Origin of the sequence: Gluconobacter morbifer G707, assembly GCF_000234355.1 — a bacterium.
Classification (GTDB): Bacteria; Pseudomonadota; Alphaproteobacteria; order Acetobacterales; family Acetobacteraceae; genus Gluconobacter; species Gluconobacter morbifer.
The window spans coordinates 93,872-107,018 of the sequence record NZ_AGQV01000006.1; the positions used below are offsets into that span (position 1 = coordinate 93,872).

General features: G+C 60.1%; 15 protein-coding genes and 2 riboswitches. Of the genes, 9 read left to right on the forward strand and 6 right to left on the reverse strand.

What is annotated here, in order from left to right; genetic code table 11:
- Positions 1–16 precede the first annotated feature (16 nt).
- Complete coding sequence (locus GMO_RS09290; protein WP_008852126.1) at positions 17–409, reverse strand: hypothetical protein; 393 nt, start codon at positions 407–409, stop codon at positions 17–19.
- 284 nt (positions 410–693) lie between these two features.
- Here GMO_RS09290 and speD point away from each other — a divergent pair, with 284 nt between their 5' ends.
- From speD to panB, 3 genes are all read left to right on the forward strand, one after another.
- Positions 694–1,173, forward strand: coding sequence for an adenosylmethionine decarboxylase (gene speD / locus GMO_RS09295; RefSeq protein ID WP_040508935.1), 480 nt, complete (start codon positions 694–696; stop codon positions 1,171–1,173).
- 66 nt (positions 1,174–1,239) lie between these two features.
- Complete coding sequence (speE, locus tag GMO_RS09300; RefSeq protein WP_008852128.1) at positions 1,240–2,106, forward strand: polyamine aminopropyltransferase; 867 nt, start codon at positions 1,240–1,242, stop codon at positions 2,104–2,106.
- Between the two features lie 146 nt (positions 2,107–2,252).
- Complete coding sequence (panB, locus tag GMO_RS09305; RefSeq protein ID WP_040508939.1) at positions 2,253–3,101, forward strand: 3-methyl-2-oxobutanoate hydroxymethyltransferase; 849 nt, start codon at positions 2,253–2,255, stop codon at positions 3,099–3,101.
- Positions 3,102–3,127: 26 nt separating this feature from the next.
- Here the strand turns inward: panB and GMO_RS09310 are convergent, their stop codons facing one another.
- The 3 genes from GMO_RS09310 to GMO_RS09320 form a co-directional block, all read right to left on the reverse strand.
- Positions 3,128–5,209, reverse strand: coding sequence for a phosphocholine-specific phospholipase C (locus GMO_RS09310; RefSeq protein ID WP_040508943.1), 2,082 nt, complete (start codon positions 5,207–5,209; stop codon positions 3,128–3,130).
- A gap of 159 nt (positions 5,210–5,368) precedes the next feature.
- The gene (locus GMO_RS09315) at positions 5,369–5,623 is read right to left on the reverse strand and encodes a putative hemolysin (RefSeq protein ID WP_008852131.1); all 255 of its coding nucleotides are present in this window, start codon (positions 5,621–5,623) and stop codon (positions 5,369–5,371) included.
- Entirely contained in the window at positions 5,620–5,922 is a 303-nt protein-coding gene (locus tag GMO_RS09320; RefSeq protein WP_040509024.1) for a putative quinol monooxygenase, read from the reverse strand. The genes GMO_RS09315 and GMO_RS09320 overlap by 4 nt, the downstream gene beginning before the upstream one ends.
- Positions 5,923–6,011: 89 nt before the next feature.
- Positions 6,012–6,100, forward strand: a riboswitch (glycine riboswitch).
- Between the two features lie 4 nt (positions 6,101–6,104).
- Positions 6,105–6,167, forward strand: a riboswitch (glycine riboswitch).
- Positions 6,168–6,240: 73 nt separating this feature from the next.
- Here GMO_RS09320 and gcvT point away from each other — a divergent pair.
- The 3 genes from gcvT to gcvP all read left to right on the forward strand — a co-directional run bounded on the left by gcvT (position 6,241) and on the right by gcvP (position 10,705).
- Positions 6,241–7,374 (forward strand): glycine cleavage system aminomethyltransferase GcvT, encoded by a 1,134-nt coding sequence (gcvT, locus tag GMO_RS09325; RefSeq protein ID WP_008852133.1) that lies wholly within the window; start codon positions 6,241–6,243, stop codon positions 7,372–7,374.
- A gap of 40 nt (positions 7,375–7,414) precedes the next feature.
- Positions 7,415–7,777, forward strand: coding sequence for a glycine cleavage system protein GcvH (gene gcvH / locus GMO_RS09330; RefSeq protein WP_008852134.1), 363 nt, complete (start codon positions 7,415–7,417; stop codon positions 7,775–7,777).
- 81 nt (positions 7,778–7,858) lie between these two features.
- Positions 7,859–10,705, forward strand: coding sequence for an aminomethyl-transferring glycine dehydrogenase (gene gcvP, locus GMO_RS09335; protein ID WP_008852135.1), 2,847 nt, complete (start codon positions 7,859–7,861; stop codon positions 10,703–10,705).
- Positions 10,706–10,765: 60 nt separating this feature from the next.
- Here the strand turns inward: gcvP and GMO_RS09340 are convergent, their stop codons facing one another.
- On the reverse strand, positions 10,766–11,242 hold the full coding sequence (locus GMO_RS09340; protein ID WP_008852136.1) for a YbaK/EbsC family protein: 477 nt from the start codon (positions 11,240–11,242) through the stop codon (positions 10,766–10,768).
- Positions 11,243–11,375: 133 nt separating this feature from the next.
- Here GMO_RS09340 and GMO_RS09345 point away from each other — a divergent pair, with 133 nt between their 5' ends.
- The 3 genes from GMO_RS09345 to GMO_RS09355 all read left to right on the forward strand — a co-directional run bounded on the left by GMO_RS09345 (position 11,376) and on the right by GMO_RS09355 (position 12,474).
- Positions 11,376–11,687, forward strand: coding sequence for a putative quinol monooxygenase (locus GMO_RS09345; RefSeq protein ID WP_245528470.1), 312 nt, complete (start codon positions 11,376–11,378; stop codon positions 11,685–11,687).
- 108 nt (positions 11,688–11,795) lie between these two features.
- On the forward strand, positions 11,796–12,002 hold the full coding sequence (locus tag GMO_RS09350) for a heavy-metal-associated domain-containing protein (protein WP_008852139.1): 207 nt from the start codon (positions 11,796–11,798) through the stop codon (positions 12,000–12,002).
- Between the two features lie 118 nt (positions 12,003–12,120).
- Entirely contained in the window at positions 12,121–12,474 is a 354-nt protein-coding gene (locus GMO_RS09355; RefSeq protein WP_008852140.1) for a zinc ribbon domain-containing protein YjdM, read from the forward strand.
- An 8-nt stretch (positions 12,475–12,482) separates the two neighbouring features.
- Here GMO_RS09355 and GMO_RS09360 read toward each other — a convergent pair whose 3' ends face one another.
- Entirely contained in the window at positions 12,483–13,112 is a 630-nt protein-coding gene (locus GMO_RS09360; protein ID WP_008852141.1) for a trimeric intracellular cation channel family protein, read from the reverse strand.
- Positions 13,113–13,147: the final 35 nt, after the last annotated feature.

Sequence of the window (13,147 nt, forward strand, 5' to 3'; positions counted from 1 at the left end):
TGGGCATCATGGCTCCCTAGCGGGCTGTGACGCCCAGTGTGTATGGGGCGGGCTGCTGGCTGGTGGCGTGGTAGAGAAAGACTTCCAGGGAATAGAGCCCGTCCATCGGAGCGAGGGACACAGCCAGATTGTTGGGCATGTGATTCTGTGATGAATCTGACAGGACGTCACCATTCGGATCCCGCAGCAGGACAAAAACCCGCGTGTTACTGGAATGGATGTGGGCGATGATGCGCTGGCCTGTTTTCAGAGACAGAAAATACCGGTTCATTTCTGTGCCCTGAACCGTGCCGGAGACGGTCGTACCGTTGGTGTAGGGCGGGAAATGAAGGGTAAGGGGCGACGCCCGGACCGGAATGGATGTCAGGAGAGAGGTCGCAAGAACGGTAGCTGAAATCAGTAATCGCATTGTTTTCGAATATGTCTGTTTGCAAGGTTTGTAATAATGACAGATAGGCCTCCCGGCGGGAGAGCGTAAGGCCCCTGCTCCCAGAAACAGGTTTCTCCGCGATTATGTGATGGAAAATCCTTTTGCCATGCAGTGAAAACATGGGTCGAGAGGGTTGTGTGACATATTGGAGAATCGACCCAGAAAGTTCTTGCGTCGCATGGGAAGGGGGTCTAACTACCGCGCTTCCTGGCCCAAGGGGGCGGTTTCGCCCAACAGGCTGTCTACTGGTTTGGGGGTACGTGATGAACGCACTTGCTCAACTGGGGATGGTATCGGGACTCCCGAGAGATATCCAGAATAGCGACGCTCACTCTTTTGAAGACGAGCGCAAGGATTATTTTATCGAGCGTGACGGCGAGCGTTTTGCTGGCAATCATCTGCTCATTGATTTCTGGGATGCCCGGAATCTGGATGATCCGGCACGGATCGATGAGACGCTGCGCGAAGGCGCGCTGGCGGCCGGAGCTACGATCCTGCACAGCCATTTCCATCATTTCACGCCCAATGGTGGCGTGTCGGGCGTGCTGGTACTGGCGGAAAGCCATATCTCGATCCACACATGGCCCGAGCGGAATTTTGCCGCCGTTGACGTATTCATGTGTGGTGCCTGTGATCCGAATCTGTCGATTCCGGTCATGCAGCGCCTCTTCCAGGCTGGTCGCATTGAAGTGGATGCGGTTCGTCGCGGGCGCGTGCAGGATCAGGCGCGCGACGCGGCCTGATTTCTCAAAGGGGCCGTATCGAAAACGGCCCCTTTCCGATATAATCCGATAAGGAAACGATGATCCATGGCTGAAACATGGCTCAACGAGACCCTGTACCCGGACTGGGGACAGCGTTTTCTCGTGACGCGGGAGCTTGCGCGCGTAAAATCCGATTTTCAGGACGTGGTGGTTTTTGAAAGCTCCAGTCATGGTCGGGTCCTGGTGCTGGATGGTGTCATCCAGATCACCGAGCGTGATGAGTTTGTCTATCAGGAAATGTTGACCCATGTGCCGCTTCTGGCGCATCCCTGCGCGAAGCGGGTGCTGATTATCGGCGCGGGCGACGGTGGTGTTCTGCGGCGTGTGCTTCAGCATGACACGGTGGAAAAAGCCGTCATGGTAGAAATCGACGGTGCTGTCATCGAGTTGTCCAAGCAGTATCTCCCCGATATTGCCGGCGATGCGTGGAATGATCCCCGGGCGGACGTGATCGTGGGCGATGGCATTGATTATGTGGCCAAGGCTGAAGATGGGTCTTTCGATGTCATTATCGTGGACAGCACGGACCCGATCGGCGTGGGTGAAGTCCTTTTCACGGATGAATTCTACAGCAACTGCGCACGGATCCTGTCCGATGAAGGGCTGATCGTGAATCAGTGTGGCGTACCGTTCATGCAGGCGGATGAACTGCATGAGACCAGTCTGCGTCGTGCGAAGTTCTTTCCGCATGTGACGGCATATGTTGCGGCGGTACCGACCTATGTGGGTGGTTTCATGACGCTGGGCATGGCGTCCAAGGGGCAGTCTCCGAACACCCAGACGCTGGAGCAGATCCGCGCCCGGGGCGAGGCAGCCGGCATCATCGGTACGACCCGCTACTGGACGCCGGAAATACATGTTGGTGCCTTCAATCTGCCGCCCTATATCGCAGAGCATCTGCCGCGCACGTAAGGAATGCGGCGTATTTCTGCGGAATTTACGGATCGTGCGGGAAGTATCCTGCATGGTCCGTGTTTTATGGCGTGCTGCGTGAGGTGGGGTTGCTCCGGAAAAGAGGGTCTGTCTAAGGAGAGGCATCATTTGTCAGGAGTTCCCGAATGAGCCGGCGCAGGACCATACTCGACATCCGGAAGATGAAGGCTGCGGGCGAGAAAATCGCCATGCTGACCGCCTATGATTTTGCTTCGGCCCTGATTGCCGAGCGAGCTGGTGTGCCGATGCTGCTGGTCGGGGATTCGCTTGGCATGGTTATGCATGGTCATGACACGACGCTGCCTGTGACGGTGGAAGACATGATCCTTCATGCCCGTATGGTCATGCGGGGCAGCCGCGAAGCACTGGTCGTCGTGGATCTTCCCTTTCTTAGCTATGCCACGAAGCAGGACGCCGTGACGGCGGCGCGGCGCGTGATGCAGGAAGGAGGTGGTCAGGCGCTCAAGCTGGAAGGTGGCATTGAAATCGTTCCTGTCGTCCGGCATCTGACGGAACGGGGCGTGCCTGTCATGGGGCATCTTGGCCTGACGCCACAGTCCCAGCATCAGATCGGGCTACGGGTGCAGGCCAGGGAAGCTGCGGCCGCGCGCAGGCTGATGGATGATGCTCTGGCGCTGGAAGCAGCCGGGGCGTTCGCGCTTGTTCTGGAAGTCGTACCTGCACCTCTGGCGGAAGCTGTTTCCCGGCGGTTAACGATTCCGGTAATCGGGATTGGCGCCGGGGCCGGTTGTGATGGCCAGGTTCAAGTCTGGCATGATGTGCTGGGGCTGTTCGACGAGAAGTCGCCCCGACATGCCAGACGGTTCGCGGAGATCGGCGCGGAGATGACACAGGCTGTTGGCCAGTATGTTGCTGAGGTTCGGGACGGAATGTTCCCGACGCAGGCCCAGAGTGCCTCCATGCCATCCGAAGTGCTGGAAGATGCCCTGCGGGATCTGCCGGAGCTTTCCTGACCGACTGATCCCAGGGGGCGGGGCTGTCAGCTCGGAAGCGTGGTGCCCATGGCTGGGTCCGTGATGCCAGGTCTGCCGGTTTCCACGTGACCGGCAAGACGCAGGATGCTGCCATCGGTTTGGTCTGTGGAAATGGTCAGGTCATACCAGCAATGGCTTGCGGCAAGAGACAGGGTCAGTTGCTGTGTCTGTCCGGCAGGCAGGGAAATGGTCTGGTCTTCTGCGCCGTAGGCGTTGTCACGCAGAGTGAGCAGGCGATCATGGGTGCTGCTGTTGCGGAATGTCAGCTGCAGGGCGGATGACGTCCCGTCATGTTGTGCCGTGGTCTGGATTTCAGGGTGGGGCGTGAACCGGGCATAGCGTGCAAAACCGTTGGGGCCCGTGACCGTGAAGCAGTGTGTTCTGTTGCGGTCCGTATCCCAGTTGTCCTGAAGGGACTGACCGGCACCGACCGTATAGCGGCGCGGGGTCTCCTGCGTTTCGTCATGATAGACATAGAAACACGCTGCCTGTGTCCCGTCATTCCGAAAGGAGAACGTGACGGTTCCGGACTCGGAGCGCGTTACATCCGCCGCGAGGATATAGGGCAATGGACGGGCGGGGCGGCTGCCCCGTTCGACCGGGCCGATATCCGCGAGCGTGCTTTCATGGGGAATGACGGGACTGGGCAGTTTGCAGGACGCATCGGCGATTGCGCGATAGGCCCGTGTGTCGGGCAGCGGCACCGTGGCGTGGCGTTTGCGGGAAAAGTCGAAGGCGCCTGTCAGGTCGCCGCAGACCGCTCGGCGCCAGGGCGTAATGTTGGTTTCCGCCACGCCGAAACGGGCTTCCATGAAGCGCAGGACGGAGGTGTGATCGAAGACTTCCGAACAGACAAATCCGCCCGTACTCCATGGTGAGATGGCGAAAGCCGGGACACGTGGTCCAAGGCCGTAGGGGAGCATGTCAGCGGTATAACGCCCGGGTTCGAACGGTGTCGGGCGGTCATGGATTTCACCCGTGACAGGGACAGTGCTTTTGCCCGGCAGGACGGGGGTGGGAGGCTGTGGGGGGACCATGTGATCGAAATAACCGTCGTTCTCGTCATACATGACGAGGAAGACAGTCCGCGCCCACACATCCGGATTGGCTGTCAGGGCGTCCAGTGTCCGGGCAATGAAGGTTGCACCGTAGCCGGGTGTCCAGCGCGGATGTTCCGAGTAGGCGGCCGGAGGCAGGACCCATGAGATCTGGGGCAGACGGTCTGCCAGAACGTCCTGCCGCAGGAGGTCCAGCGTGCGGGCAGTCATGGCGCGTTCGTGGAGCGGGGAGCCGGGCGGCGCGTCTACGAAATTGCGGAAACACATCAGGATATTGGTGCCGAAATTTCCGTTCTCAACATCTGAGCCGGATAGACCCTGCTGATAGACCTGCCAGGAGACTCCGGCCTTCTGGAGGCGTTCGGGATAGGTGGTCCACGTAAAGGGGTTGGGAACGTGCGGGTAGAATTCCCTGTCCACCCAGTCCACGTTGTCGAGGATCGGACCGCCGCCCGAACCGGTGGGATCCACCATGCCAGTCATGAGATAATAGCGGTTGGGATGGGTCTGCGTCGGGGTCGAGCAGAAGAAATGGTCGCAGGTGGTGAAGGCATCCGCCAGTGCATGGTGGAAGGGGATGTCCTCACGTGTGTAGTAGCCCATCGTCATGTCTTTCTTATGACGGGGCCACTGGTTGTTCCAGCCCTTGTTGATCGCGCCGTGGGTGGGGCGCCAGCTGTGATCGAGGTCCATGACGCATTCGGCGCTGCTGGTCTGGGTCGGGAGATGAAAGGGCGTGATCCAGCCGTTTTCCGCGTTCTGGCGTTTCTGCCACCAGATGGGCCGCCCTTCCGGGCCGCGGATGACGTGTCTGTCTCCATAGCCGCGGACGCCTGAGAGGTGACCCAGATAATGATCGAAGGACCGGTTTTCCTGCATCAGCACGACGATGTGCTGGACGTCCTCGATCGTTCCGCTGTCCCGCCGGGCGGGAATGGCACGGGCGCGCTGGATGGAAGGGAGAAGGGCGCTCATCGAAAGACCGGCACCCATGCCCAGAAGGGCACGTCGGTTAATCTGTGGTGACACGAAAGCAGGCCTGCGGATGTTGGAGAATATTATGATCCGGCAACTATAGGCGTTCTACTTTTCTTCTTCGAGGTCTTATTCCCGGAAAGATTTGTGACATTCCGTTCCGTTTTCGCGGTCTTTGCCGGGAATAGCGGTGGAACGGAATGTCGTGTCGTATCAGCGTTTTGGCAGGGCGCAGCGATGATCGCGGTAAAGCGTCCATTCCTCGCAGAGCTGGCCTTCGGGCAGATGGCAGATGCCGTACTGCCCGTGAGAGGTGTTGACGATTTCGTCCGTGCCCCCCTGCTGCCTGCAGAAGACACTTGCGGGATTGGGCATCCCGATCATGTGGGGCTGATGGTTCCGGGGCGTTGTCCGGGCGCAGCCAGACAGAAGAAGGGCTGCGGCGGCTGTCAGGAAAACGGCTCTCATGAGGAGCGGCGGCTCAGGAAGCGGACGGAGCGTTCCCGGATTCCCAGTTCCTTGACGGTACGGGCGAACTTTTCAAAATGAGGCGTCTTGAGATGGACCTCGAACGCCGGACGGTCATCATAGACTTCGTAAAGAATGACGGTATCGGCCTGGTCCTGCGGGGTCAGGACGGTGAAACCCTGACAGCCGGGTTCATCGGCGACGGAGCGTTCACTGTCTTCCTGGCAGGCTTGCAGAAAGCTGTCATGGGTCTGGGGTGTTGTTTCAAATTCGGCGAGGACGGTCAGAATTCCGCTCATAAATGTCTCCTCTGGATGGGGATGGAAAATCATAACGCGCGACTGATCGTAATGATTGCGGACAAATTCGAAAACTGGCAGGATCAACTTCGTTCGACACGGGAGAGACTGGCGTACAGCCAGCGCCGAAGGAGCAACCGCCCCGGAAACTCTCAGGCCAAAGGACCGAGTCGGACTGGATATTCTGGAGAGTGGTGCATTCGGCACCCGCCGACGGGATAGCGATCTCAGGCGAAAGGACAGAAGGGGCGGCGCTTTCCGGCAAAGGGTTCGGAGACGTCTGCCATTTCATGTCTTTTACGGGCTGGGATCTGCCGCATGACCGATGCTCTTCAGCGCACGCCTCTTTACGATCTTCATCTCAAGCTTGGTGCGAAAATGGTGCCGTTCGCCGGGTATGAGATGCCGTTGCAGTACCCGGCCGGGCTGATGGCCGAGCATCTGCATACGCGCGCGAAGACCGGTCTGTTCGATGTCTCCCATATGGGGCAGATCCGCATTGCGGCGAAAAGTGGCGACGTGAGAGATGCAGCACTGGCCCTGGAAACACTGGTTCCGGTTGATATCGTCGGGCTGAAAGCCGGGCGGCAGCGCTATGGTATGCTGACCAACGACCAGGGCGGCATTCTGGACGATCTGATGATCGCGAATATGGGCAGGGATCTTCTGGTGATCGTCAATGCGGCCTGTAAGGAGCAGGACGCGGACCGGATCGAGGCAGCCCTTCAGGGCAGCTGTATCGTGACGCGCCAGTTTGACCGGGGGTTGCTGGCTCTTCAGGGGCCTGGCGCCCAGGCGGCTCTGGCGCCGCTGTGCCCTGCCGCTGCGGAGATGCGGTTCATGGACATGATCGAGACCGATATTGCCGGTGTGCCGGTCACGCTGTCGCGGTCGGGATATACAGGCGAGGACGGTTACGAGATCGGCCTGCCGGCGTCAGGAACGGAAAAGGTCGCCCGTGCGATTCTGGCGCAGTCTGATGTTCTGCCGATCGGTCTTGGCGCACGGGATTCGCTGCGTCTTGAAGGGGGCCTGTGCCTTTACGGGAATGACATCGACACGACGACGACCCCGATCGAGGCTTCGCTGGGGTGGGCCATCCAGAAAGTGCGCCGCGAAGGCGGTACGCGGGAAGGAGGATACCCCGGAGCAGATGTTGTCTTGCGTCAGGCGCGCGAGGGCGTAGGCCGCAAGCGTGTCGGTCTGATGGCTGAAGGCCGCGCTCCGGTGCGGGCCGGAGCGAAGCTGTATGCCGATGCTGACGGGAAGACGGAAGTCGGTGTCGTGACGTCAGGGGCTTTCGGCCCGAGTGTGAAGGCTCCGGTGGCCATGGGGTATGTCGCGGCGGATCATGCCGCGACTGGTACCCCGCTCTTTGCGGAACTGCGTGGAAAGTTCGTGCCGGTTCACATCCGGGCGATGCCTTTCGTGGCCCCCGGTTTCAAGCGGTAAACTGTCCGTTCCAGAAGATCATCCAAGGAAAAACCTAGTCATGACGACTTATTATACCAAATCCCACGAATGGATCCGCCTCGATGGTGGTGACGAGGCTACTGTCGGCATTACAGCCCATGCTTCCGAGGAACTGGGTGAACTGGTCTTTGTTGAAGCCAAGGACGAGGGCACCGAAGTTGCTGCCGGTGATGCCGCTGCTGTTGTGGAATCCGTGAAGGCAGCATCCGACATCTATGCGCCGGTGGCCGGAACGATTGCCGGTTTCAATACGGCGTTGTCCGATGATCCGACGCTGGTGGGCAAGGATCCGGAAGGGAAGGGATGGATTTTCAAGCTGAAGATTTCCAGCCCGGATGACCTGAAGAGCCTGCTGACGGCCGAGCAGTACAAGAGCCTCTGAGGCTCGGACGGGCTTTCCAGCAGGGAAGCCCGTTTTTTCTTTTCGTGCCCTGATTCCCGTCCTGACAAACCTGCCAGAGAAATGACCGCCGTGACCATCCTGTGGCCTGAACAGACCGAAGCTTTCAGCTCCCGCCATATTGGCCCCCGCCCTGCGGATATTCATGAGATGCTCCGTACTGTTAGAGCCTCCAGTCTGGAGGATCTGATCGACCGGACCATTCCTGACGCCATTCTTGACCGTGGCGATCACGGGATCGGTCCGGCGCTGACGGAGCAGGAGGCGTTGACCCGGCTGCGCGGGATCGCATCGCGCAACAGGGTTCTGACCTCGATGATCGGGCAGGGATATTACGATACGATCCTGCCGCCGGTCATTCAGCGCAATATCCTAGAAAATCCGGCCTGGTACACGGCCTATACGCCGTATCAGCCGGAAATCAGTCAGGGCCGACTGGAGGCGCTGCTGAATTTCCAGACGCTGGTGGCGGATCTAACCGGGCTCGACATTGCCAACGCGTCCCTTCTGGATGAAGGCACGGCCTGCGCAGAAGCCATGGCGCTGGCAAAACGGGTGGGCAAGGCGAAGTCCAACCGGTTTTTCGTGGATGCTGATACACATCCGCAGACCATCGACGTGGTGCGGACCCGGGCCGAGCCGCTGGGCTGGGAGATCGTTGTCGGCGACCCGGAGACGGATCTGGATGCGTCTTCCGTTTTCGGGGCGCTGCTGTCCTATCCGGGGTCTTCGGGTGCGGTTCGTGATCCACGCCGGATCATCACGGCGCTGCATGATCATGGGGCGATTGCGGCCGTGACGTGCGATCCCCTTGCAATGGTGCTTCTGGAAAGTCCGGGGGCGCTGGGAGCGGACATTGCCATTGGCTCGATGCAGCGGTTCGGGGTGCCGATGGGCGGTGGTGGCCCGCATGCCGGGTTCATGGCGACGCGTGATGCCTACAAGCGCAACATGCCGGGTCGTCTGGTCGGTGTATCGCGCGACAGTGCGGGCCATCCGGCCTATCGTCTGGCGCTCCAGACCCGTGAGCAGCATATCCGCCGCGAAAAGGCGACGTCCAACATCTGTACGGCTCAGGTGCTGCTGGCTGTCATCGCGTCCATGTATGCGGTTTATCATGGACCGGAGGGGCTCAGGGCCATTGCGGAGCGGGTCCATGGGATGGCGAGCATTCTGGCTGAAGGGCTGAAGGCTCTTGGGCTGTCCGTGGAGACGGATGCGTTCTTCGACACGATCACGGTCAATGCCGGCGTGGATGCTGCGTCCGTCATGGAGCGGGCGCTGGCGGCAGGCATTAACCTGCGGGATGCCGGGCAGGGGCGGATCGGCATTTCCTGCGACGAGACGACGGCGCCGGATACGATCATTGCAGTCTGGAAGGCGTTCTGCCCGGAGGATGGGCGTGTGAGTGTCCTGGAGCGGGACCTCGCTGTTACGGAGCGGTTGCCTGCCGGGCTGCGGCGCTCTGCTGATCTGCTGACCCATCCGGTGTTTCATGCCCATCGGTCCGAGACGGATCTGCTGCGGTACATGCGGGCCCTGTCCGACAAGGATCTGGCGCTGGATCGCACGATGATTCCCCTGGGGTCATGCACGATGAAGCTGAACGCCACGGCGGAGATGATTCCGATCACCTGGCCGGAATTTGCGCGGATGCATCCTTTTGCACCGGCAGACCAGCAGCAGGGCTATGCCGAACTGTTCGCCTATCTGGAGCGTACGCTCTGTGCCATTTCGGGCTATGATGCGGTTTCGCTTCAGCCGAATTCCGGTGCGCAGGGTGAATATGCCGGTCTTCTGGCTATCCGGGGCTATCATCGTGCGCGGGGAGACGGGGAGCGGGATGTCTGTCTGATTCCGGCATCCGCGCATGGGACGAACCCGGCTTCCGCCCAGATGGCGGGGATGCGGGTTGCTGTCGTGGCCTGCGATGAGAACGGGAATGTCGATGTCGAGGATCTGAAGACGAAGATTGCGCGGCATGATGGGCAGATCGCTGCCATCATGATCACCTATCCGTCCACGCATGGCGTGTTCGAGGAGCGGATCGTGGAGATCTGTGATCTTGTGCATGCGGCCGGAGGGCAGGTCTATCTGGATGGGGCCAACCTGAATGCGCAGGTCGGGCTGGCGCGGCCCGGGCTTTATGGGGCGGATGTCTCGCATTTCAATCTGCACAAGACGTTCTGCATTCCGCATGGCGGTGGTGGTCCGGGCATGGGGCCGATCGGGGTGCGCGAGCATCTCCGTCCCTATCTGCCAGGCAGGAATGGTGTGGCGGTTTCCGCCGCGCCTTATGGGTCCGCGTCCATTCTTCCCATTTCCGCGGCCTATATCATGATGATGGGCGATGCAGGTCTGCGTCGTGCGACGGAACTGGCCATCCTGAACGCCAATTACATTGCGGCGCGTCTGGAGGGGCATTACCCGGTTCTCTACCGGGGGGCGAACGGGTTTACGGCGCATGAATGCATCGTGGATCTCAGGCCGCTGAAGGATGCCGTTGGCGTAACGGTGGATGATATTGCCAAGCGGCTGATCGATCATGGTTTCCATGCGCCGACCGTCAGCTTTCCCGTTGCCGGGACGTTCATGATCGAGCCGACGGAATCCGAAGGGAAGGGCGAGCTGGACCGCTTCTGCGAGGCGATGATCGCGATCCGCCAGGAAATCGCGGCGGTCGAGGGTGGGGACATTGGCATGGAAGACAGCCCCCTGCGTTTCGCGCCGCATACGACCGCCGATCTGGTGGGGGATTGGGAGCGGCGTTACAGCCGTGAAGCCGGATGTTTCCCGGGGGGTGTGAACACATCCAAATACTGGTCGCCGGTTGGACGGTTGGACAATGCCTGGGGGGATCGGAATCTGATCTGCTCCTGTCCGGACATGTCATCTTACGCGGAAGACTGATCTGGCGGATCCGGCGGAGGAGGCAGTGTTCCTGTAGGGGGCACTGCCTTTTTTTGAGGATCAGGACGGGACTGTGACGTTAACCCACTGGTTTCCGGTCAGGTCCGCCAGTCGCTCTGGGGAGAGGCGGACGGAGGCGTTGATGGCGCCTGCGGCGGGATAGACTTCACGGAACGCCCTGAGGGATTCGTCGCAGTAAACCGGCAGGGGGGTGGCCAGTCCGAAAGGACAGACGCCGCCCGGCGGGTGGCTTGTGAGGGCCAGGACGTCTTCTCCGCTCAGAAATCGCGGGCGACCGCCGAAAGTATCTTTTGTCAGGCGGTTATCCAGACGGCGCGTGCCGGCGACCACGATCAGGACCGTGCGGGCATTTGAACCTGAGCCAATTTTCACGCCCAGTGTCTTTGCAATCTGGTCCGGTTCCACACCCAGCACGGCGGCCGCGGATTCGACGGTGGATGTCGGGGAATCCGTGATGATGGGGGGAAGATCGGGCGCCCGGGCGGCGAGGTCAGCGGTAACGGAAGCCAGACTCATGAGGGAAATACCTTTCGGAACCGTTTCACGTGAAACACAAGGCTGTCATGATGGGCAGGAAAAAGCCATATGAGGCTGAAAAGCAGACTGTTTCATCGTGAAAGCGATGGATCTTGCCAGGAAAGAAAATCTTTTGAGTCATCTGACATCCATCGTTGCCGTTGTGAGTGTTTCCGCTGAACATGCTGCGACCGTTGAGCAGGAATTTGTGCGCTGCACGGTTGCTTCGCGGCAGGAAGAAGCGTGCAAGCGGTATGTGGTCAGCCGGGATCTGGAAAAAGAGGGCCGGTTTACCGCGCAGGAGGAATGGGCCTCCCGCGAAGGGTTTGAGGAACATCTCCAGACGCCGCATTTCAGGGCGCTGGCGCGTCTTCTTGAAAAGCTGGGTGCGAAGGTCGATGTACTTCGGGTGCGCCCGCTGGATGATATTACGGACGCAGTCTGAAGGACTGCGGGGTGCGAGGTTCCGGTGTTTTCCGCTGGTGCATGAATGCGGGGAAAACGTAATCTGGTCTGACGGTATGGGCTGTCTGGCCAAGGGGAGGACAAACTGATGGCATCCACGACATTCAGGATACAGGGCATGTCCTGTACAGGCTGTTCCAGCAGGCTTCAGAAAGCCCTTGAAGGCGTAGAGGGTGTTGAGGATGCGGAGGTAACGCTGGAACCGCCGCAGGCCGTCATCCAGTACGATGACATGCGAGTTTCGCCGACGCAGCTTCAGGAGACGGTTGAGGAGGTCGGGTTTGACGTGGTCTGACCTGGTCTGAGCGAGACTGTTTTTGAAAAAAGCCCGCGTTCTGCGGGCTTTTTTTATGGGGAGGGGACGTGGAAGGGGGAATGTCGTAAAGTGGATGTCACATAAATGTGAGGTGCCTGTGAGCGATGAACTGAAATGTCCGGTCTGTGCGTCGGAGCATGTCTATCCTGATGGCAGTCTGTGGGTATGTCCGGATTGTGGACATGAATGGAATCCGGAAGCGGCTGCGGCTGATGATCCGGCGGCGGAGGGTGCGGTCATCCGTGATGCCAACGGAACCGTGCTGGCCGATGGGGACAGTGTGACGGTCATCAAGGATCTGAAGGTCAAGGGATCGTCCCTGGTTGTAAAAGGTGGGACGAAGGTCAAGGGTATCCGGCTGGTGGATGGTGGCGATGGCCATGATATTGCCTGCAAGATCGCCGGGATCGGGGCGATGAACCTGAAATCGCAATTCGTGAAGAAGGCCTGAAGTAGGGGTTACTTGCGATAGGTGGGGAGGCCCCAGCCTTTGCGGATGGCGCCGGCGCGGACGAGAAAGCCTGCTACGAACGCGAAGGCTGCGGCTGGAAAGAGGGGGCAGCCTAGGGCGGTCAGGGTGACATACAGGCTTGAGGACAGCGCTACGGCCGTGACGTAGAGTTCCGGCCGGATGATGATGGAGGGGGCGCGGGCCAGCATGTCGCGGAAGATGCCGCCCATGCAGGCGCTGACGATGCCCATGATGGCAGCCGGCAGGATCGGGATGCCGTAGGCGAGGGCCTTGGCGGATCCGAAGACACCGTAGGCGGCGATGCCGATGCCGTCGAACCAGTCCACGGCGCGCTCTGACCAGAGGCGGCCAGGTGTAAACCACACGACGAGCGCTGACAGCAGGCAGGCCGCGATCGGGGCGGAGACGTGCATCCAGAAAACCGGCGCACCGATCAGGAGATCCCGGACGGTCCCGCCACCTACGCCCGTAATGGCGGCGAAAAACAGGAATGTCAGGATGGTCTGGCGTCTTCTGGCGGCCTCGAGGGCGCCGGACACGGCGAAGACGACCGTTCCCGCAATGTCCAGCAGGGGGAGCAGGGAATGGGAAAAGGTTTGCAGAATGGGCGGGTGCATGGGGGCGGATCTGGTCGGAGGGCGGAAACAGAAAA

Excerpts from the sequence above, each read along its gene's own strand:
- GMO_RS09360 (WP_008852141.1), bottom strand. The coding sequence starts at position 13,112 with ATGCACCCGCCCATTCTGCAAACCTTTTCCCATTCCCTGCTCCCCCTG.
- panB (WP_040508939.1), top strand. The coding sequence starts at position 2,253 with ATGAGCCGGCGCAGGACCATACTCGACATCCGGAAGATGAAGGCTGCG.
- GMO_RS09350 (WP_008852139.1), top strand. The coding sequence starts at position 11,796 with ATGGCATCCACGACATTCAGGATACAGGGCATGTCCTGTACAGGCTGT.
- GMO_RS09340 (WP_008852136.1), bottom strand. The coding sequence starts at position 11,242 with ATGAGTCTGGCTTCCGTTACCGCTGACCTCGCCGCCCGGGCGCCCGAT.
- gcvP (WP_008852135.1), top strand. The coding sequence starts at position 7,859 with ATGACCGCCGTGACCATCCTGTGGCCTGAACAGACCGAAGCTTTCAGC.
- GMO_RS09315 (WP_008852131.1), bottom strand. The coding sequence starts at position 5,623 with ATGAGAGCCGTTTTCCTGACAGCCGCCGCAGCCCTTCTTCTGTCTGGC.
- GMO_RS09320 (WP_040509024.1), bottom strand. The coding sequence starts at position 5,922 with ATGAGCGGAATTCTGACCGTCCTCGCCGAATTTGAAACAACACCCCAG.
- gcvH (WP_008852134.1), top strand. The coding sequence starts at position 7,415 with ATGACGACTTATTATACCAAATCCCACGAATGGATCCGCCTCGATGGT.
- gcvT (WP_008852133.1), top strand. The coding sequence starts at position 6,241 with ATGACCGATGCTCTTCAGCGCACGCCTCTTTACGATCTTCATCTCAAG.
- GMO_RS09290 (WP_008852126.1), bottom strand. The coding sequence starts at position 409 with ATGCGATTACTGATTTCAGCTACCGTTCTTGCGACCTCTCTCCTGACA.
- speE (WP_008852128.1), top strand. The coding sequence starts at position 1,240 with ATGGCTGAAACATGGCTCAACGAGACCCTGTACCCGGACTGGGGACAG.
- speD (WP_040508935.1), top strand. The coding sequence starts at position 694 with ATGAACGCACTTGCTCAACTGGGGATGGTATCGGGACTCCCGAGAGAT.